This is a genomic window from Raoultella sp. T31, from assembly GCF_002806725.1.
Taxonomy (GTDB): Bacteria; Pseudomonadota; Gammaproteobacteria; order Enterobacterales; family Enterobacteriaceae; genus Klebsiella; species Klebsiella electrica.
Genome location: NZ_PIBO01000032.1, coordinates 12,439 through 31,914, shown reverse-complemented (window position 1 = coordinate 31,914; position 19,476 = coordinate 12,439). Strand labels below are relative to the sequence as shown.

Below are 19,476 nucleotides of genomic sequence, written 5' to 3'. Positions count from 1 at the left end.
GTCTTTACAGGAAGTGGCAGAATTTACCCACAACGCCCAGCACAACGGTGAGCGCGATAAGGCGCAACGGGCTCCAGCCGCGGCGCACCAGCCAAAACATGGTCAGGGTATAAACCAGCGGCAGAAACGCCGGCATCAGTTTATCGATGACATCGGTTTGCAGTTTCACCACCGCATCACCCGCGGTGATCTCCAGCGTGGTGCTGAGGCGGACATAGGTGGCCACCAGCGCGCCAATGACCGTCATGCCAACAATCGACGCCGCGTGTCCGACTTTTTTGGTATTGGCTTTAATCAAAGGGATCGCCGCCACCCCCATACGATACGCGTAGTGCGCAAGACCAAAGCGCAATCCGAGATGGACCACGTTAAACAGCACAATAAACACCACCGCGCCGAGGATAGAGCCTTGTAGCGCGAGGCTGGCCCCAATCCCGCCGCAAATGGGCAGTAGCGTCAGCCAGAACATTGCATCGCCAATCCCACCGAGCGGGGCGCCAACGGCGATTTTGGTGCTCTGAATGCTGTTGACATCCTGCTTGGAGCGTTCCATGGCGAGAATGATGCCGATAACAAATGTCACCAGGAAAGGGTGGGTGTTGAAGAACCCCATATGCCCTTTCATGGCTCGCGCCAGGTCGCGTTGATTGGTATGGATCTTTTTCAACGCCGGCAGCAGACCGTACAGCCAGCCTGAAGCCTGCATACGTTCATAGTTGAACGAGGCCTGCAAAAGCATGGAGCGCCAGGCGACGCGGTTAATGTCTTTTTTCGTCAGCTCCGCACCGAGACTCTGGTCTTCGTAGACGTTTTCATTCACGCCGGAAAGCAGCGTCTCTTCAGGGGCGGAGACGCCTGGCAGAGTGGTTTGATTAGATGCCATCTTCGAATTCCTCTTTCTGTGCCGCAGATGCAGTCGGTTCAGGAGATTTACGCAGCAGGTCTATTAGCGCCATTGCCAGCGCCGCGGCGGCAATGGCCAGCACCGGTAGCTTCAGCCAGGCTGCGGCGACAAAACCGATGATAAAATAGGGGATATAGACGTTTTTCATCATGATTTTCAGCAGCACGGCGAAGCCGATAGCAGGCATAATGCCGCCAGCCACCCCGAGACCGTCGATCAGGCGCTCAGGCAGGACATCAATGGCCGTTTTCGCATGTTCCGCGCCGAAATAGATCGGCAGAAAAGCACAGAGAAAATAGAAAACCCCCAGCGCCAGCAGCGCCAGATAGTTCACCCGTTCAATACCGCGGGTATCGGCATTCGCTGCCATACGGTCGCAGCGAGACATCACCCCTGACATCACCGAGAACAGGAAGGTGATCCCCATTTGTACTGCGACGGCGAAGGGCACGGCGACACCGACGGCAACGTCAGGTTTCACGCCGGTGGTAATGGCGAAGGTGGTGCCGACGATGGTGCCGATAATCACGTTTGGCGGCTGAGCACCGGCCAGCGGGGCCAGCCCCATCCAGACCAGTTCCAGCGTACCGCCGGTTAAAATACCGGTATGCAGATCGCCGAGAATCAGGCCAACCAGCGGGCCGAGCACCACCGGGCGATGCATGTGTGTTAAGCCATTGAACATATCCAGGCCCGCAATAAAGGCCAGAATGCCCAACGCAGATGCCTGCAACAGACTGATTTCCATTATGAATCCCTCAGAGTAGTTTAAAGAGATCCAAAGCGGGTTCTGTCGGAACGCCCTGAACAAAGCATTCCACCCCGGCGGCCTTAAGGCCGTTAAACGCCGCAATATCGTCAGCGTCTACAGAAACCGTTTTGGCAATGTGTTGTTTGCCATTGGCGTAGTGCATATTGCCTACGTTGATACGTGTGACGGGAACGCCGCCTTCGACCAGGCGTAAGAAATCGGCGGGCGTTTTGCAGACCAGCAGAATCTTTTGTCGATCGGCGGCGCGGTGGATATTGTCGATAACCTTTTGCAGTGACCAGAAGCGTACGGCGATCCCTTCCGCCAGGACCATTTCCATCAGGTTCTGTTGTACCGGGTCTTCAGCAACCTCATCATTGGCCACCAGTACCAGGTTCGCTCCGGCAAATCCGACCCATTGGACACCCACCTGACCGTGGATCAAACGTTCATCAATACGGCTTAAGACAATGTTTGGCATCGCGTTTTCCTCTTCGTTGTTATGCGTTATGGGACGTCATGCCCACACAGGCGGCGTGGTACTGCTGGAGTATGTCCTGAATGTGATCGAGGATGAGTTCTCGCGGCTCCGCCTTGAGATCGCCCTCGCGAACTTTGATGTACTGCAGGGGCATATACTGACTGAGGAGCGGCAGCGGGAGCGGCCAGTCCGCGAGATTACGCACCAGGCGGGCAAACGCCTCATCGATTTGCCGATCCGGCCAGTAGTAGCGCACGCGGTCTGAATAGCTATAGCCTCGCGCCAGACGCCGCGCATGACCATCGCCGTGATAGTGGTTTTGCCAGTATTCCGGGCGATCGAGCATCACGTTTTCCAACACCTGACGCAGTCCGGAGCAGGCCTTCGCAGGCAGCAGTTCTTCCTCGATTGCCGCCAGTGAGAACAGCGCTTCACGCAGGGCGAAGGTGAGCGCCGGGCCAACCTTCAAAATAGCAAAGTGATCTTTAACCAGCTGCCGCAGCGCCTGCGGCGTCTGGTAATCGGTCGAGTGGGCTTCAAAGACCAGCGCGTCATAGTCTTCAACCATGGCGCTAAGCGCTTTGGCTCGCAGGGGTTGATAGTCGATGATATGCGTGTGATCGAATTCGACGCCGGGCTGTACCACTAACCCGACGATACGTGGCCAGATAGCGGTCAGCCCGCGTAGCTCAAAGGCATGTCGATGTGCTTCCAGCGTCGCACGCGCGGCATCAGGTGTCGTGACCTGTAGTTCGGTCAGGGTTTCATGGGCCCCGCCTGGGACGGGGACTTCGGTGCCGATGACGTAGACCAGGTCAGATTCGCCAAAACGTTCGCGACAGGTCTCTTCCGCCACCTGAGCCAGCCGCGCGGCGCGTTCGGCGACGATGTCATCGGTTAGCGGTAGCGGATCGCCTTCGCAGGACATACTGCAATCGAGGTGGATCTTTTTAAAACCGGCGGCGACGTAGCTTTTTATTAAATCATCGGCATTCGCCATCGCCTGGGCGGCAGGCAGGGTTTGCCAGCGGTTGGGCCCAAGATGATCGCCGCCGAGGATCAGCTGTGATTGGGGAAAATCGAGCGAATCGGCGAGCTGGTGGACAAAACCGCGGAAATCAGCCGGCGTCATGCCGGTATAACCGCCGAACTGATCGACCTGATTGGATGTGGCTTCAATCAGTAGCGGGGTCTGCTGCGCCCGGGCGTAACGAATGGCGGCCTCAAGTACCAGTGGATGGGCGGAACAGACGGCATAAATACCGTTGCCCCCACCTTGTTTATGCTGCGCCACCATTTTTGTCAGATGTTTCACTTTCCTCTCCATTTCGGATGGTAATGAGATTGATCTTTCGTTTTGTTTCATTAAATACTGCATTATGGTGATGTAAAAATAAAACGAAAGATAATGGTTTTCCGATCTGTTTCACAAAAGAAACATAATGAAAGTTTTCAGCGAGGGGCGTTACGCTTCCCCCTGGCGTTGTGGGGCTTGCATTCGGCTAAAAGAAAGGTGTTAATAGGGGAATCGAAATGAAACGAAAGATTTGATGAAAGGAATACTTATGAGCGGCAGCGACTCTTCTGCAGATAAGCGCACCAGCGGCACCAGTGAAAGGCGGGAGCAGATTATCCAGCGCTTACGGCAGCAGGGAAGCGTGCAGGTGAACGATCTTTCCCTTTTATACGGTGTCTCGACGGTCACCATTCGCAACGATCTGGCCTTCCTTGAAAAACAGGGGATTGCGGTTCGCGCCTACGGTGGCGCGCTGATCTGCGATGGGACCATGCCGGCTCCCGAACCGTCGGTGGAAGATAAAAGTTCGCTCAATACCGCAGTGAAGCGCAGCATTGCGCGGACGGCGGTAGAACTGATTCAGCCGGGGCATCGCATTATTCTCGACTCCGGGACCACCACCTATGAAATCGCCCGCATGCTGCATCAGCATTCGGACATTATTGCGATGACCAACGGGATGAATGTGGCGAATGCGCTACTGGCTGCCGAAGGGGTAGAACTGTTAATGACCGGCGGACATCTGCGCCGTCAGTCGCAGTCGTTTTATGGCGATCAGGCCGAACAGTCTTTGCTGAATTACCACTTCGATATGCTTTTTCTTGGCGTCGACGCCATCGACCTCGATCGCGGTGTGAGCACCCACAATGAAGATGAAGCCCGCCTGAACCGACGGATGTGTGAAGTGGCGGAACGCATTATCGTCGTCACCGATTCCACCAAATTTAATCGTTCGAGCCTGCATAAGATCATCGATACGCAACGCATTGATATGATTATTGTCGATGAAGGGATTCCGACGGAAAGCCTGGAAGGGCTGCGTAAGTGCGGGATTGATGTGCGGCTGGTGAAGCGCCAGGAGGCGGCATAGACCCCCTTCCTGAGGGAAGAGAGTCTGCGGCCAGGCGGCTGGCGTCGCGCCGCCCGACGGGCAATCAGGTCACCGGCGCCGGATTAAAGACCGCCAGTTGATTATGCAGGCCCCACCGATCGGAGAAGGTTTGCTTGCGGCCGCTGGCGACATCAAGAATCAACCCGAACAGCTTCTGGCCAACCTCTTCAATTGTCTCTTCGCCGGTGGCGATAGTCCCGGCGTTGATATCCATTAAGTCATACCAGCGGTTTGCCAGCTCGGTACGGGTTGCCATCTTGATGACCGGCACGGCGGCCAGGCCATATGGCGTGCCGCGCCCGGTTGTAAACACCTGGACCGTAATCCCGGAAGCAACCTGCTGAGTGCCGCAGACAAAGTCGCTGGCCGGCGTCGCCGCGAAGATCAGGCCGCGTTTGGTTGGGCGCTGACCCGGTGAGAGGACCTCGGCAATCGCGCTCTTGCCGGATTTGGCAATCGAGCCCAGTGCTTTTTCCACCACGTTCGCCAGGCCGCCTTTCTTATTGCCGGGGGAAGGATTGGCGCTGCGATCGGTTTGGCCTGAATCGAGATAGTTATCGTACCAGGCCATCTCTTCAAGCAGACGCTTACCCACTTCTTCGTTGATGGCCCGCGGCGTCAGCAGATGGATAGCATCGCGAACTTCAGTCACCTCAGAAAACATGACGGTTGCGCCACAGCGGACCAGCAGGTCGGAGGCATAGCCGACCGCCGGGTTGGCGGTCACCCCGGAAAAGGCATCGCTGCCGCCGCACTGCATGCCCACCACCAGTTCAGAAGCCGGACAGGTTTCACGCTGACGGGCATTCAGTTTTGCCAGATGTTGTTCCGCTACCTGCAAAATATCGTCAACCATTGACTGGAACCCGACATGCTGTTCATCCTGCAGGCGGATGATACTGGCGCTGTCGACGGCGACGGGCTCGACATCCTCGCTGCCCTGAAGCAGGCGTTCCGGCTGGAGCTTTTCACAGCCGAGTCCCACCACCATGACTTCACCGCCGAAATTGGGGTTCAGCGCGAGGTTATGGATTGTGCGAATGGGGATCACGGCGGCCGGGGCGTTGATCGCCACGCCGCAGCCATACAGGTGGTTGAGAGCGACCACGCCGTCGACATTCGGGTATTTCGGCAGCAGGTCTCGTTCAATAATTTTCACCACATAATCGACGACGCCGGCGACGCAGTGCACGCTGGTCGTGATACCGAGCAGGTTTCTGGTTCCGACGCTGCCATCGGTGTTGCGATACCCTTCAAAGGTGTAGCCGGTCAGCGCAGGCAAAGGCTGCGGAATTTTGTTTGCCAACGGCAGCGTGTTCAGCGGCGGCGCCTTCGGCAGTTCGACCAGCGATTCGTCAATCCAGCTACCCTGCGGGATATCACGCACCGCGTAGCCAATGACTTCGCCATAGCGGAGGATTTCACCGTGCACGGGAATATCAACCAATGCCACTTTGTGACCTTGCGGAATATGCTCGATGAGCGTTAGCCCATCAGGGAAATGCGTTCCGGCCTTTAAACCTCGATCGTTAACAATAATCGCTACATTATCCGTTTCGTGTACTTTTATATAAAACGCCGTCGGCGATTCTTGTCTGATTTCAATGTCAGCCATTGTCCAGTATTCTCCAGCAAGGTGCGAATAATAAAATAAAACGGCTATTCAGTTTCTGATGAACGAATTTCCTGGGCCAAGAATGTCAGGTGTTTTGCTTGAGATGTGTGATCCCAGTCACTCATTGTTGCGGGAGCAAATCCGCTGCCGGGGGCAATCCATGGAACTGTGCATCAGCGCCCATTGATTATGGCGTATGCACAATTTTAATGATTATTTATTCCATTTTATGGGGTTTATGCACGGTGTTCTATTGTCGTGAGCTGATTATACTGAGTCATGCTTACTATGCGCCGGATGAGTAAATATATGCTTCTGATCGCGGTTTATACATTAAGAGATCCGCCAATAATAAATAAATGAAGCGACTGGCTCTGATTCAACGCAGCGCGAATCTTCGGCGGATGTCTGGCCTGATGGCAATGAATTATCCCCCGTTTATTGTCGGCGACATTCAATATATGGAACTGCAGAAATAATTAACGGTTAAGCGACAAGGTATAAGTGATGAATAACGATATCTTTCCCAACAAATTTAAGGCGGCGCTGGCGGCGCATCAGATTCAAATTGGCTGCTGGTCCGCCCTGGCCAGTCCCATCAGCACCGAAGTATTAGGCCTGGCCGGTTTCGACTGGCTGGTGCTGGACGGCGAACATGCGCCGAACGATATCTCTACCTTTATCCCCCAACTGATGGCGCTGAAAGGCAGCGTCAGCGCGCCGGTTGTGCGCGTACCGACCAACGAACCGGTGATCATTAAGCGCCTGCTGGATATTGGTTTCTATAACTTTCTGATCCCGTTCGTGGAAAGCGAAGAAGAAGCGATCAACGCCGTCGCCGCCACGCGCTATCCGCCGGAAGGGATTCGCGGCGTCTCCGTGTCGCACCGCGCCAATATGTTTGGCACGGTGCCGGATTACTTCGCGCAGTCGAACCAAAACATCACCATCCTTGTGCAAATTGAAAGCCAGCAGGGGGTGGACAACGTTGATGCGATTGCCGCTACGGCGGGCGTCGACGGTATTTTTGTCGGCCCAAGCGACCTGGCCGCCGCGCTGGGACATCTGGGCAACGCCTCTCACCCGCAGGTCCAGCAGGCTATCCAGCACATCTTTGCGAGCGCGAAAAAGCACGGCAAGCCGAGCGGCATTCTGGCGCCGGTAGACGCGGATGCGCGCCGCTATCTGGCATGGGGGGCGACCTTTGTCGCCGTCGGCAGCGATCTGGGCGTATTCCGCTCCGCCACGCAGAAACTGGCTGATTCCTTTAAGAAATAACCGTCACCGGAATAAGAGAGAAAGACATGACAATGAAAGTTGGTTTTATTGGCCTTGGCATCATGGGTAAACCCATGAGTAAAAACCTCCTCAAAGCGGGTTACTCATTGGTGGTTGCCGATCGTAATCCGCAAGCCATCGCAGAAGTGATTGCCGCAGGCGCTGAAACCGCCGCTTCGGCGAAAGCGATAGCTGAACAGTGTGAGGTGATCATCACCATGCTGCCGAACTCCCCGCATGTGAAAGAGGTGGCGCTGGGCGACGGCGGCATTATCGAAGGGGCGAAGCCGGGCACCGTGCTGATTGATATGAGCTCTATCGCGCCGCTGGCGAGTCGCGAAATCAGCGATGCGCTAAAGGCGAAAGGCGTAAATATGCTGGATGCGCCGGTCAGCGGCGGCGAGCCGAAAGCCATCGACGCTACTCTGTCCGTCATGGTTGGCGGCGATAAAGCGATTTTTGACCAATATTATGACCTGCTGAAAGCGATGGCAGGCTCTGTCGTGCATACCGGCGATATCGGCGCCGGTAATGTGACCAAGCTGGCCAACCAGGTGATCGTGGCGCTGAATATTGCGGCCATGTCTGAAGCCTTGACCCTGGCGACCAAAGCTGGCGTGAACCCGGATCTGGTGTATCAGGCAATCCGCGGCGGTCTGGCCGGCAGCACCGTGCTGGATGCCAAAGCGCCCATGGTGATGGATCGCAACTTTAAACCGGGTTTCCGTATCGATTTGCATATCAAAGATCTGGCGAATGCGCTGGATACCTCCCACGGGGTGGGCGCACAGCTGCCGCTGACCGCGGCGGTGATGGAGATGATGCAGGCGCTGCGCGCGGATGGTCTGGGTACCGCTGACCACAGCGCACTGGCGTGTTACTACGAAAAACTGGCGAAAGTGGAAGTCACTCGCTAACAAGAAGGGCGGAGGACGCCCTGTCATTCTTGCCTTGCGCGGCACTGTCAGGCTAATCACTATGAAAATCGTAATCGCCCCAGACTCGTATAAAGAAAGTCTCTCGGCCACTGAGGTTGCACAGGCTATAGAAAAAGGTTTTCGGGAGATTTTCCCCGATGCGCTCTACGTGAGGGTTCCGCTCGCCGATGGCGGAGAAGGGACTGTTGAGGCGATGATCGCCGCGACCCAGGGAACCAAAATGAGCGCGTGTGTGACGGGGCCGCTGGGTGTACCGGTTGATGCCTGCTGGGGGCTTTCCGGGGATGGTCAAACCGCATTCATTGAAATGGCGGCGGCCAGCGGGCTGGGGCTGGTGCCTCCCGCGCAGCGTAATCCGCTGTTGACGACCTCGCGCGGCACCGGTGAGCTGATTTTGCAGGCGCTGGAGCATGGGGCGAGAAATATCATTATTGGCATTGGCGGCAGCGCGACCAACGACGGGGGGGGCAGGGATGGTGCAGGCGCTGGGAGCGCGGCTTCGCGACGCGAACGGCGTGGATATTGGCGACGGCGGTGGCAGCCTTGCCTGCCTGAATTCGATTGACCTGTCGGCGCTGGATGTGCGTTTGCAGGGATGTTCAATTCGCGTGGCCTGCGATGTCTCTAACCCACTGACTGGCGAGACGGGCGCTTCGTGGATTTTCGGCCCGCAAAAAGGGGCGACGCAAGCGATGATCCTCGAGCTGGATCGTAATCTTGAGCACTATGCCGATGTCATTAAGCGAACCCTGCGCGTCGATGTCAAAGAGGTCGCCGGAGCCGGTGCCGCAGGCGGCATGGGCGCGGCGCTGATGGCATTTCTGAATGCTGAATTACGTAGTGGTATTGAGATTGTGACCCAGGCGCTGAATCTGGAAGAGCATATTCTTGACTGTTCGCTGGTGGTGACCGGTGAAGGACGGCTCGACAGTCAAAGCATTAGCGGTAAGGTGCCGGTCGGCGTCGCGAGCGTGGCGAAAAAATACCATAAGCCGGTGATTGGTATTGCCGGCAGCCTGGCCCGCGATGTCGGCGTGGTACATCAGTATGGCATCGACGCGGTATTCAGCGTGCTGACCACTATTACGAGCCTGGAGGAGGCCTTTCGCGGCGCGTCGGACAATATTTATCGCGCTTCACGGAATGTTGCCGCGACTTTGCAGGTCGGGATTGTGATGGAAGGATGACAACCGGCGGTAAACCTTTTATACTTCGCGCCGAAGCTGACCAGACAGTCGCCGCTTCGTCGTCGTCCTCTTCGGGGGAGACGGGCGGAGGGGAGGAAAGTCCGGGCTCCATAGGGCAGGGTGCCAGGTAACGCCTGGGGGGGAAACCCACGACCAGTGCAACAGAGAGCAAACCGCCGATGGCCCGCGCAAGCGGGATCAGGTAAGGGTGAAAGGGTGCGGTAAGAGCGCACCGCGCGACTGGTAACAGTTCGCGGCACGGTAAACTCCACCCGGAGCAAGGCCAAATAGGGGTTCACAAGGTACGGCCCGTACTGAACCCGGGTAGGCTGCTTGAGCCAGTGAGCGATTGCTGGCCTAGATGAATGACTGTCCACGACAGAACCCGGCTTATCGGTCAGCTTCCTCATTCACCGAAAACCCCCGTCAGTAATGGCGGGGGTTTTTGCTTATTGCATAGAAATAAAAAAAGATGACTGACTGTCCACGACGCTATCCCTAAAGACAAAGCGTCTTAGCGGTCAGCTTCAACTCGTTCAATGAGCAATACCCTTTTTCACTAGTCATCATCGTACCCACCCAAGATACTTTCACCTCCGCCGCTCTGAAGCGGGACAATCACATCATCCATGAAGTCCTTTCTTTGATATTTCACAGACCGGATGAAAATCTACGAAATATTCATGCAACGAATATTTTGAAATTGCGTTTTATTTTTATTGAAAATAACTTCCTTGGTGTGGGCGTTATTTGTACAATAGATTACGTATGAGGGAAAATTCACAACAAGCAGAGGGACTTATGCAGCAATACACTAATGAACTTACCGCCGAAATACTGGCAGCCTTTGACCAGTCACCATTCACAGCTGAGCAGCTCGCGGAAATGAACGAAGAAGCCCGTAGCCTGATCGCTGAAAGAAATGACTACAACCTCGCTCATCCAGTTACAGCCGCTTATCTGGTCGCTACAGAAGGCAGCTTAACCCGCGATGGAGGAACGGTTTTCAGTGAATACAACGGGCAGCAGATCGAAATTGAGGGCGGTGTACGGCTAAATGTTTCTCTTGTGGGTGATGAGGTTCGTTATCCGGATGGAGCCTCCGCGAAGATTAGCACCGGGGCAGGAAATACTTCTGGTGACTCCGTCGCTCTTGTTGGTAGTTCACTCGATAACGGCGACGAAATAATCAGTAGCCCTCAGGGAAGTGTCAGAAGGTCAGTCCGGGCCGGAGAATCCTTACCAGAAAACTTTCTGAAATAAGGCGGTCACTATGGCATCGGTAAACAGAGGCTGTACGGTTCACGGTAAAAATGTTGGGCTACACGGGGATAAAACCTCAACAGGCGCACAATGTATTGCCGCTCGCCCCGGTATGTCGGTCATGGGCAAGTTAAAACTCTACATTGGTGATAAGACCACACCTTGCCCGAAATGCGGGGAAGTAGGGGTAATTATTACCGGCGATCACCGACAAACGAATGGCGAAGCTGTCGCCGTAGATGGTTCGGTCATTCACTGCGATTGCCCGATGGGCTCAAACTTCCTTATCGCCCCCGGAACGGTGCAGGTCAATGATCCTTTCGGTGTTTTAGAACCACCAGTAAATAAAGCCGCCGCCGCTGCGGCAGCGCTGAGTGCATTACCTGTCTTTGCAAAATCCTGTCTACGGGGGGAAGGTTGCACCGACGCAGGGACCGATCAGGAATCCGTTGATAATTTCGGTCATGCTGGCTATTACTGTGCAACTCCTCAAGCGGAACAACCAGAAGAAGAACCCGTTCAGCATGCACAGGCAGCAAAGAAACACAAACCAGCTGAACCAACACCACCACCAGAAGACAACCGCCCGTGGTATAAGCGCCTTTTCAGTTCCCCGGATACAACTAAAGCCACTGTGACAGCAGGAACGGCAACAGCAAGAGCCGCGACAACTGCCGGGATTACGACAGGTGCGACGACTGAGGCCGGGTATGCGACATTGCAAAAAATCGGCGGGAACCTTACTGCCGCTGGTCGTTGGATTACGCCTAACCCCTCAACAGTTTTTCTATTCGGTATGTTCTACTCGCCAAAACTCAACAGCGGCGAGCAGGACTATATCGACAGGATGCGCCTTGAACAGGCAGCACAGAAAAAAGAAGATGTTCCAACCCGCGTGCGTTTTCGCTGGGAGGCTGACCAGTACGGCACCATGAGACCGAAAGGATTCCACGTCAGCGCCAGAGGCGGGCAGGATAAAGTTCCGGTGCGTATGCTTCAGAAGAACACCACTACGGGGAATTACGAATTCTGGGAAGATGGTGCAACTAAACCGATTATTGTCTGGACACCAGATGATCCTGGATATGCTTCACCTTCCAACACTGGCAAGCAGGATAACGTCTACATTCCGCCGAACGTGCTGGTTTACCCGGAAAGTGAAATCGACAGCCCGTGGTCAACGGAAACACCCGCACCGGGAGAACGCTCCTTCCGGGATTATATTCTTGTACATCCAGCCGGGATCTTTGACCCAGTTTATATCTATCTAAACGCGGCTCACAAATACCATACACCTCCAAAAGAAAATCCGCCGTTGCCGGCATTCCCTGATGCAAAAAAAACACAGGCTAAAACCCCTGTGAAAGGTGGTGGGAAATTGCGAAATAGATGGAAAGATTCTGAGGGGAAAATTTATGAATGGGATTCACAGCATGGCACAGTCGAGGTGTATGATCGTTCTGGCCGCAATCACTTAGGCGAGTTCAATCATATTACTGGAGAGCAAACAAAACCTGCTAATCCAACCAGAAAGGTGGAGAAATAATGATAGTTTACACAATTGATGCTTACAGCAAGGTAGATGAAAATTTACTTTTTGAAATCGATATACCAGAAAAAAATGCCAATACATTAGCCGAAATTATGGGATTAAACGCTGAGGATAAAGCTGATTTCATGCATGGTATTGGTGTTTACAATATCAACAAAGAACAAGCCATTCTTTTGGAGGTATTGCTAGGTAGGACATTTTACTCCAGTGATCTTACCCTGCAACTTTCGGCTGGAGAAATTTGACACTTGGCTCAAAAAGCAAACCAGTCTAGCAGACCCAACCAGAAATGTAGAAAAGTGATGATAATCAATTCTGTGGAAGTACCGCTTCATGTTCAATGAATACACTGACCTGAAAAGTGCTCTTGGCCTCTCCAGCCGTTCAATCACTCATCGGTGGAATGAAACAGGCGTTAGCGATATCGAAGGTTACGCGACACACATCGAGAAGCTGGCGAAATACGTCAAATGGATGGAAACAGCCGGGAAGATCGGCATTGGCCTTTCAGCATTGGATACCGCAGCGAAGATCACTGAAGCCTGCACTGTGGGGCGAGATTGTGCCAAAATCTCGTTTACTTCCATTGGTGAGTTTGCAGGTAGCTTAGCTGGGGGGGCTTTGGCAAGCAGAATTATCCAAGGCAGCGCAGCAAGTTCAATCTGCGCAGTGGTACTGGGGGCTGCAACAATAGAGGCTGGCGGCGCAGGTGCCTTGCTCTGCACGATCGGCGTAAGTGGTGGTATAGCATACGGTAGTGATAAGGCATTATCTGCGGTAGGAGAGTACTCCGGCGAGCTTTTATACAAGGTAAGCAGCAATGATTAATACTCCAGATAAAGTATTCCTCGTGGCTACTTGCCTTGGTACTGTGTTCATCATTGCCAGTGTAATAGCCTCACTTCTGAACAGGAAAAGATTTAAAGAGGTCTGTCAGCTATACAAAGAGAAGTTTGGCTGCCTTCCCGATGCCGTATTACTGTTCGAGAACGTTAACTCACTTTACTTCAAGGGCGCATACGGCATAAAAACGCAGTTCATATTTATGCCGCTATTGTGGAATAAAAGCTCAATACTGACCAAAAATGATGATAAAGATTTCATCCGGGGACTACCGAAACGGATTATCAGACCATTTTATGTAGAGGCACTTCTTGGTCTGATTAGTATAGTATTTTTTGTAATCTCAGGGATTTTGATGCTGGCGATAAAACATAGTTGGGTGTAAAAGGCACGTCTCTTAGCGGGCTTTGCTCTGAGACACAAAGTGAGATACAGTCTGCGACACAAGACAACCCCTGCGCCGTAGATACCTGACGTATGGTTGAACGGAGCCGGCTTATCAGTCAGCTTCAACTCATTCAAAAACGCCCTGCGCAGGATAAGCTAAGCAGGGCGTTTTGCTATTTCCGAAGGTGACCGTTCAGGCGGCGTTTTCTTCATCCTGAATCCGCATCTCGGCTTCTGAAACAATGGCTTCCAGTTCGCTGAGCATCTGTTCATAACCAAAACTGACGACCTGCGTTGGCTCCGTTAACAGCGGCTCGGGCGACGATACGGCTTTCTTTGCTTTCTTCTTATGCTTACTCACTGACAGACTCCATGACTCCCGTTATTACACCGGTAAATCTATCAGTAAAGCCCGCAACGGCGTATCAGCAACGAGGGTAATGTTAGCTTCGTCACGAATAAACGCTCCGTCACCGCAGGTCAGGGCCTGTTTTTCTTCTTCATCGGCGACCGCATGCACCGTTCCATGGATCGATTGCAGGTAGGCGCGCGGCCCATGGATCCGGACATCAACCTGTTCGCCTTTGGCGAGATCGAGGTGGTGGATCCACACCTGCTGACGCAGCTGTAAACTGTTTTGCGCGCCGTCAGGCGACGCGAGCAGCTGTTGCCCGCTACCGGCGATAGCCATTTTCTGCACCAGCGGATTTTCTCGCTGCGGGCAGGCATCCAGCCACAGCTGCATCCGCGTCAGCGAACCGTCTTTACTCAGATTGTGCTCGCTGTAACTCACCCCCGGCTGAGTGGATATCAGCAGCGCTTCACCGGCCTTTGCCTGTACATGGTTGCCGTCACTGTCACGATATTCCGCCTCCCCTTCCAGAATCAGGTTCAGGATATCGACTTTCGGGTAGGTACGCGGTTGAAACGACGCGCCGGGTGCCAGAACTTCCTGGTTGAGGACGCGTAAAGACGCGTAACCTAACAGTTTAGGGTCAAAGTAGTGTCCGAAGGAAAAGGTGTAGCGGGCCTGCAGCCAGCCGAAATCTGCTTGTCCGCATTGTTTGGCTGTTCGGGTAGTAATCATTTTCTTGACCTCTCTTTACACTAAATCAATGGTAAAGGTATGGACGCTGTATTGTTAGCCAGATATTCTGCCCGGTATATTCAAATTTCCTGAATGAGAGTGCTATGGCCAGAGAGAGAGCATTAACGCTGGAAGCGTTACGCGTAATGGACGCTATCGACAGGCGCGGGAGTTTTGCTGCTGCGGCTGATGAACTCGGACGAGTGCCCTCAGCCCTCAGCTACACCATGCAAAAGCTGGAAGAGGAGCTGGATGTGGTGCTGTTTGACCGCTCAGGACACCGGACAAAATTCACCAACGTTGGGCGGATGTTACTGGAACGCGGGCGCGTGTTGCTGGAAGCGGCCGATAAACTCACCACCGATGCCGAAGCGCTTTCGCGCGGCTGGGAAACGCATCTGACCATCGTGACCGAAGCCCTGGTACCGACCCTGGACTTTTTCCCGCTGATTGAGAAGCTGGCAACCAAATCAAATACCCAGCTGTCGGTGCTTACCGAAGTGCTGGCCGGCGCGTGGGAGCGGTTGGAACAGGGGCGTGCGGATATTGTGGTCGCCCCGGACATGCATTTTCGTTCCTCATCGGAGATTAACTCTCGCAAACTCTATTCGGTACTGAGCGTCTATGTCGCTGCGCCGGATCACCCCATTCACCAGGAGCCGGAGCCGCTTTCCGAGGTGACGCGGGTAAAATATCGCGGCGTGGCGGTGGCCGATACCGCCCGCGAGCGTCCGGTTCTGACGGTACAGCTGCTCGACAAACAGCCGCGCTTAACGGTCAGTACCATTGAAGATAAACGTCAGGCTCTGCTGGCGGGGCTGGGGGTGGCGACGATGCCCTATCCGCTGGTCGAGAAAGACATCGCCGAAGGGCGCTTACGGGTTGTCAGCCCGGAATATACCAATGAAATCGACATCATTATGGCGTGGCGCCGCGACAGCATGGGCGAAGCGAAGTCATGGTGTCTGCGCGAGATCCCTAAGCTGTTTGCCGGGAAATAAATCCGCTATGCGCTCCTTCCGCGGGAGGAGCGCATCTTTCACGATGACAGGGGTTTGGGATCCGGCCCGAAACGGTTGTTGCCGGGCGTACCGTTCTGGCAATTGAAGAGCAGGATGATAAGCCAGCCAATAACCGGAATCAGCAGCAGCAACAGCCACCACGCCGAGCGATCCGTATCGTGTAAACGGCGAAACTGCACCGCCCACCATGGTAAAAAGACCAGCACGCCATAAATCGTCGTCAGGATGCCTTCACCTCCTGCGCGTTGCCATCCCAGCATTTTATCGATGATGCTCAGTACGCCGGTCAGGATGATGTTGACCAGAATAAACATCCAGTACTCTTTGCGGCGTGCGCGGCCGCCAAATCCAATATAGTTTCTCAGTACTTTTAAATACCAGTCCATTTTTACGCCTCGGTTAACGGTCAATCACTTGTTTTTAAAGCGATCGCAATAAGAATAGACGTGAATAGCAGGCGGGTAAATATTCAGGATCTGAAAATATCGGGCGCCGGGAATGGCGCCCGGCAGGTTAGCGGAACAGACGGTCCCGGCCGTGCGGCTCGCTGAGATCCTGATGAGGTCCGACGGAGATAATCCCGGTTGGGTTTATCGTTTTATGGCTGCGATAGTAGTGGTTGCGGATGTGGGGAAAACTCACTGTTTCCGCAATGCCCGGTATCTGGTAGATATCGCGCAGGAAACCATACAGATTGGGGTAATCGCTGATACGGCGTTTGTCGCACTTAAAGTGGGTCACGTAGACCGGGTCGAAACGCACGAGGGTAGTCCACAGACGAATATCGGCTTCGGTCAGCTGGCTGCCTGTCAGATAGCGATGCTGGCCCAGAATCTGCTCCAGGCGCTCCAGCGAGGTGAACACGGCATCGACCGCTTCATCATAGGCCTGCTGGCTGGTGGCGAACCCGGCTTTATAGACGCCGTTATTGACGTTGTCGTAGATCCAACCGTTAAGCGCATCGATCTCTTCGCGCAGCGCGGGCGGGTAGTAATCACCCGCGCTGGCGCCGAGGCCGTCAAAGGCGGTATTGAACATGCGGATGATTTCAGCCGACTCATTACTGACGATCGTATGCTGTTTTTTATCCCACAGCACCGGCACCGTGACGCGTCCGGTGTAGTGCGGATCGGCGTGCAGGTAAAGCTGATAGAGGAATTCATGTTGATACAGCGTATCGCCGGTAGCCTCGGGAAAATCGTCGTCGAAAGTCCAGCCGTTTTCCAGCATCAGGGGATGCACCACCGAGACGGAAAGGAAAGGATCCAGGCCTTTGAGCTTGCGCAGAATTAACGTGCGGTGCGCCCACGGGCAGGCGAGGGATACGTACAGGTGATAGCGATCTTTTTCTGCGGCAAAGCCGCCGTCGCCGGAAGGGCCCGGTGCGCCATCGGCAGTCAGCCAGTTGCGGAAGGCTGAAACGGAACGCTTGAAACGCCCTCCGGTGGATTTGGTGTCGTACCAGGTATCATGCCAGACGCCGTCGATTAATTGTCCCATTTTTTCCTCCTTCAGGCTTCAGATAGCAAAAGCGAGGAGATATCTCCTCGCTTTGTTCTTCACTCAGTATAGTGCGCTTACCACTTTTTATTCAGCACGCGGTCGATGCTGAATGCGCCTGGGCCGGTGATGGCCAGCAGCAGGAAACCGCCTGCGATGGTCAGGTTTTTCATGAACATCAGTGAGTTCACGCCTTCAGCAAAGTTGCTGTGGAACAGGAACGCGGTCAGCAGGGTGAAGCCTGCGGTGAACAGCGCGGTGGTACGCGTCAGGAAACCGAACAGAATCGCCAGACCGCCGCCGAACTCCAGCAGAATGGTTAACGGCAGTAATGCGCCCGGTACGCCCATGGCTTCCATATATTGTTGAGTACCCGCATAACCGGTGATTTTTCCCCAACCTGCGGTGATAAACAGGATTGGCATCAGAATACGTGCTACCAGTACACCAACATCTTCTAATTTTTTCATTTCTTACTCCAGAAAACCCAAAGGGCGGCGATTTTGTTTTTTGGTGCAATCCTGCGTAGTTACGCGGGTTTGCTGTCGATGGAGAGAATAGTAGCGAGGCTCGAAAAGAATTGTTAGCAAGGAAAACTGTAGATCTTCATCAAAGATTCTGAGTGATTGCGATCGGCAGACAGCGGTAACCTGGGCAATGAGCAGGGATGACCGCCGTCGCCGGCGGTCGCCGTGGCGATGAAGAGCCGCGTCATGCACGGAGGCATTTACGCCGCGGAACAAAGAAAGTCGGGGACGGGAAGAGGTTTAGAGGGATGATGTCTGGCGCAGCAGGCGTTTTGCCATGCGCCAGGTGCTCCAGAGACCGAAGCCGCGTTTAGTCCAGCGCAGTAAAAAGCGCGGATGACGAACGGACCAGACGGCCATCAGACCACTGCCGACTACCGCCCAGGAGCGCAGGTGCTGGAAGGTTTGCCAGCCGCGGTCTAACGGGGCGGTCGCGTCGAGCCAGTCGCGGCGGCTGGCGATTAAATCCAGCCGCTGCTGTTGGATCTCGCGCAACAGCAGCGCTTTGCGCTGCTCGCGTTGCTGTTTGCTGCTCATTGGCGTTCTTCCTCCAGCAGCGCGCGGTCTTCCGCCAGCTCTTTGCGCGTCAAGCGCAGGAAAGTCGAACGGCGGGCTTTACGCAGCGTCCAGATACCGCCAGTTAATGCGCTGAGAAGCAGCACGGCGGTGGTCGCAATCATCACATACAGCCGATACTGGGGATCGATGGCCCAGATTATCAGAACCAGCAGGCTCATCAGGCCAAAGGCGGCAAACAGCAGCGTCAGCCCCAGCATCAAAAACAGCTGGAAGAGGTTCGCCTTCTCTTCTTCCAGCTCCACGACCACCAGGCGCAGGCGCGTTTCCACCATTTCAACCAGCAGCGTCATGATCCGCTGGCCGATACCGAAAACGCTCTTGCCCGGCCCCTGCGTGTATTGAGAATCCGCCATAATTAACGACGCGTCAGCAGGACACCCAGCACCAGCCCGACGGCTGCGCCAATACCTACACCGGTCCACGGATTTTCGCGGACGTACTCGTCGGTGCGGGCGGCGGTTTCACGCGTTTGTCGGACGATGGCATCGCTGGTTTCACCCAAACGGACGCGGCTTTCCTTCAGCGCGCTTTCTGCCTTGCTACGCAGTTTGCCAATCTCTTCTTTTGACTTATCCGTGGAGGAGTTCAGCACTTCTTCCAGGGTATCAGCCAGAGTCTTCAGTTCTGCACGCAGATCGTCTGCAACGTTGTCTTTAGGCATCTTTCTCTCCTGTAGAGTGGGTCCATAACGTAAAAAGTAACTAACTAGTAATCACGCGACTCGAGCGTTTTCAGCTCTTGCTGCGCTTCATCAAGTTTGTGCTGGCGCTTGCTGATTTTATCCGCATCACCTTTTTTCCGGGCTTCCTTCAGGTCGCGCTGACGTTCAGCAATCTCTTCACGCTGTCTGGCGATTTTTTGCTGATGAGCGGCTCTGAGCTGGCTGTCGCTGCAGTTTGCTTTGACCTGGCTGAGTGCCTTATTCAGGCCATCGATACGGCTCTGATTGTGGTGTTTTTCAGCGTAGCTAATCTCACGCTTAATATCCTGCTCTTTTTCCTGACAGGGAGTGTTGGCAAAGGCGCTGGCGCTAAGCGAACCCAGGACCAGGAGCAGAGCTATGCGGTATTTCATGAATGCTACCTTCCATTGTGTGAGGGCATACCGGGAGATATGCCCGATCCAGTCGATAAACGTCAGCCCGGCGGCTCCCG

The 19,476-nt window shown here is 54.4% G+C and carries 23 protein-coding genes, 1 other RNA gene and 1 pseudogene; 11 read left to right on the top strand and 14 right to left on the bottom strand.

Going from position 1 to position 19,476, the window contains the following annotated elements; translation table 11 throughout:
* Positions 1-4: 4 nt before the first annotated feature.
* Genes agaE through kbaZ form a run of 4 tightly spaced genes read right to left on the bottom strand, consistent with a single transcriptional unit; the run spans position 5 to position 3,451 of the window.
* Positions 5-883 carry a PTS N-acetylgalactosamine transporter subunit IID gene (gene agaE / locus CWM52_RS18980; protein ID WP_015585675.1) on the bottom strand — a complete coding sequence of 293 codons (879 nt, stop codon included), beginning with the start codon at positions 881-883 and terminating at the stop codon, positions 5-7.
* The gene (gene agaW / locus CWM52_RS18975) at positions 873-1,652 is read right to left on the bottom strand and encodes a PTS N-acetylgalactosamine transporter subunit IIC (protein ID WP_100685523.1); all 780 of its coding nucleotides are present in this window, start codon (positions 1,650-1,652) and stop codon (positions 873-875) included. Before agaW ends, agaE begins: the two co-directional genes overlap by 11 nt.
* 10 nt (positions 1,653-1,662) lie before the next feature.
* A complete protein-coding gene (gene agaV / locus CWM52_RS18970) occupies positions 1,663-2,136 on the bottom strand; it encodes a PTS N-acetylgalactosamine transporter subunit IIB (RefSeq protein ID WP_015585677.1) in 474 nt (157 codons plus the stop codon).
* 19 nt (positions 2,137-2,155) lie between these two features.
* Positions 2,156-3,451, bottom strand: coding sequence for a tagatose-bisphosphate aldolase subunit KbaZ (kbaZ, locus tag CWM52_RS18965; protein ID WP_206057725.1), 1,296 nt, complete (start codon positions 3,449-3,451; stop codon positions 2,156-2,158).
* Between the two features lie 250 nt (positions 3,452-3,701).
* Between kbaZ and CWM52_RS18955 the strand changes: the two genes are divergently transcribed.
* The gene (locus CWM52_RS18955; RefSeq protein ID WP_100685521.1) at positions 3,702-4,523 is read left to right on the top strand and encodes a DeoR family transcriptional regulator; all 822 of its coding nucleotides are present in this window, start codon (positions 3,702-3,704) and stop codon (positions 4,521-4,523) included.
* A gap of 64 nt (positions 4,524-4,587) precedes the next feature.
* On the opposite strand, the gene garD is transcribed toward CWM52_RS18955, so the two are convergent.
* Positions 4,588-6,159 carry a galactarate dehydratase gene (gene garD, locus CWM52_RS18950; RefSeq protein ID WP_100685520.1) on the bottom strand — a complete coding sequence of 524 codons (1,572 nt, stop codon included), beginning with the start codon at positions 6,157-6,159 and terminating at the stop codon, positions 4,588-4,590.
* A gap of 507 nt (positions 6,160-6,666) precedes the next feature.
* Between garD and garL the strand changes: the two genes are divergently transcribed.
* From garL to CWM52_RS18905, 9 genes and pseudogenes are all read left to right on the top strand, one after another.
* Complete coding sequence (gene garL, locus CWM52_RS18945; protein WP_100685519.1) at positions 6,667-7,437, top strand: 2-dehydro-3-deoxyglucarate aldolase; 771 nt, start codon at positions 6,667-6,669, stop codon at positions 7,435-7,437.
* Between the two features lie 26 nt (positions 7,438-7,463).
* Positions 7,464-8,354: a 2-hydroxy-3-oxopropionate reductase gene (gene garR, locus CWM52_RS18940; RefSeq protein WP_100685518.1), complete on the top strand. Its 891-nt coding sequence runs from the start codon at positions 7,464-7,466 to the stop codon at positions 8,352-8,354.
* A gap of 61 nt (positions 8,355-8,415) precedes the next feature.
* Positions 8,416-9,562: pseudogene (garK, locus tag CWM52_RS18935) on the top strand (glycerate 2-kinase).
* Between the two features lie 32 nt (positions 9,563-9,594).
* Positions 9,595-9,971: RNase P RNA component class A (rnpB, locus tag CWM52_RS18930), an RNA gene on the top strand.
* A 392-nt stretch (positions 9,972-10,363) separates the two neighbouring features.
* The gene (locus CWM52_RS18925) at positions 10,364-10,825 is read left to right on the top strand and encodes a hypothetical protein (protein WP_227521314.1); all 462 of its coding nucleotides are present in this window, start codon (positions 10,364-10,366) and stop codon (positions 10,823-10,825) included.
* Positions 10,826-10,835: 10 nt separating this feature from the next.
* A complete protein-coding gene (locus CWM52_RS18920; RefSeq protein ID WP_100685516.1) occupies positions 10,836-12,371 on the top strand; it encodes an S-type pyocin domain-containing protein in 1,536 nt (511 codons plus the stop codon).
* Complete coding sequence (locus tag CWM52_RS18915; protein ID WP_100685515.1) at positions 12,371-12,622, top strand: hypothetical protein; 252 nt, start codon at positions 12,371-12,373, stop codon at positions 12,620-12,622. Before CWM52_RS18920 ends, CWM52_RS18915 begins: the two co-directional genes overlap by 1 nt.
* An 88-nt stretch (positions 12,623-12,710) precedes the next feature.
* The gene (locus tag CWM52_RS18910) at positions 12,711-13,205 is read left to right on the top strand and encodes a hypothetical protein (protein ID WP_227521313.1); all 495 of its coding nucleotides are present in this window, start codon (positions 12,711-12,713) and stop codon (positions 13,203-13,205) included.
* Positions 13,198-13,605 (top strand): hypothetical protein, encoded by a 408-nt coding sequence (locus tag CWM52_RS18905; protein WP_100685514.1) that lies wholly within the window; start codon positions 13,198-13,200, stop codon positions 13,603-13,605. Before CWM52_RS18910 ends, CWM52_RS18905 begins: the two co-directional genes overlap by 8 nt.
* 195 nt (positions 13,606-13,800) lie before the next feature.
* Here CWM52_RS18905 and CWM52_RS26390 read toward each other — a convergent pair whose 3' ends face one another.
* Together CWM52_RS26390 and CWM52_RS18900 are read right to left on the bottom strand one after the other, a co-directional pair.
* Complete coding sequence (locus tag CWM52_RS26390; RefSeq protein ID WP_165785416.1) at positions 13,801-13,968, bottom strand: hypothetical protein; 168 nt, start codon at positions 13,966-13,968, stop codon at positions 13,801-13,803.
* 24 nt (positions 13,969-13,992) lie between these two features.
* Complete coding sequence (locus CWM52_RS18900; RefSeq protein WP_100685513.1) at positions 13,993-14,694, bottom strand: pirin family protein; 702 nt, start codon at positions 14,692-14,694, stop codon at positions 13,993-13,995.
* A gap of 104 nt (positions 14,695-14,798) precedes the next feature.
* On the opposite strand from CWM52_RS18900, the gene CWM52_RS18895 reads away from it, so the two are divergent.
* Complete coding sequence (locus CWM52_RS18895; RefSeq protein ID WP_100685512.1) at positions 14,799-15,695, top strand: LysR family transcriptional regulator; 897 nt, start codon at positions 14,799-14,801, stop codon at positions 15,693-15,695.
* A gap of 38 nt (positions 15,696-15,733) precedes the next feature.
* Here CWM52_RS18895 and CWM52_RS18890 read toward each other — a convergent pair whose 3' ends face one another.
* The 7 genes from CWM52_RS18890 to CWM52_RS18860 all read right to left on the bottom strand — a co-directional run bounded on the left by CWM52_RS18890 (position 15,734) and on the right by CWM52_RS18860 (position 19,396).
* Positions 15,734-16,102 carry a DUF805 domain-containing protein gene (locus CWM52_RS18890; protein ID WP_100685511.1) on the bottom strand — a complete coding sequence of 123 codons (369 nt, stop codon included), beginning with the start codon at positions 16,100-16,102 and terminating at the stop codon, positions 15,734-15,736.
* Positions 16,103-16,229: 127 nt separating this feature from the next.
* Entirely contained in the window at positions 16,230-17,216 is a 987-nt protein-coding gene (locus tag CWM52_RS18885; RefSeq protein WP_100685510.1) for a glutathione S-transferase family protein, read from the bottom strand.
* Between the two features lie 77 nt (positions 17,217-17,293).
* The gene (locus tag CWM52_RS18880; RefSeq protein WP_004867955.1) at positions 17,294-17,686 is read right to left on the bottom strand and encodes a DoxX family protein; all 393 of its coding nucleotides are present in this window, start codon (positions 17,684-17,686) and stop codon (positions 17,294-17,296) included.
* Positions 17,687-17,983: 297 nt separating this feature from the next.
* Entirely contained in the window at positions 17,984-18,280 is a 297-nt protein-coding gene (locus CWM52_RS18875) for a YqjK-like family protein (protein WP_100685509.1), read from the bottom strand.
* Positions 18,277-18,675, bottom strand: coding sequence for a phage holin family protein (locus tag CWM52_RS18870; protein WP_100685508.1), 399 nt, complete (start codon positions 18,673-18,675; stop codon positions 18,277-18,279). Before CWM52_RS18870 ends, CWM52_RS18875 begins: the two co-directional genes overlap by 4 nt.
* 2 nt (positions 18,676-18,677) lie before the next feature.
* On the bottom strand, positions 18,678-18,983 hold the full coding sequence (locus CWM52_RS18865; RefSeq protein ID WP_100685507.1) for a DUF883 family protein: 306 nt from the start codon (positions 18,981-18,983) through the stop codon (positions 18,678-18,680).
* A 44-nt stretch (positions 18,984-19,027) separates the two neighbouring features.
* Positions 19,028-19,396: a DUF1090 domain-containing protein gene (locus tag CWM52_RS18860; RefSeq protein ID WP_100685506.1), complete on the bottom strand. Its 369-nt coding sequence runs from the start codon at positions 19,394-19,396 to the stop codon at positions 19,028-19,030.
* Positions 19,397-19,476 lie beyond the last annotated feature (80 nt).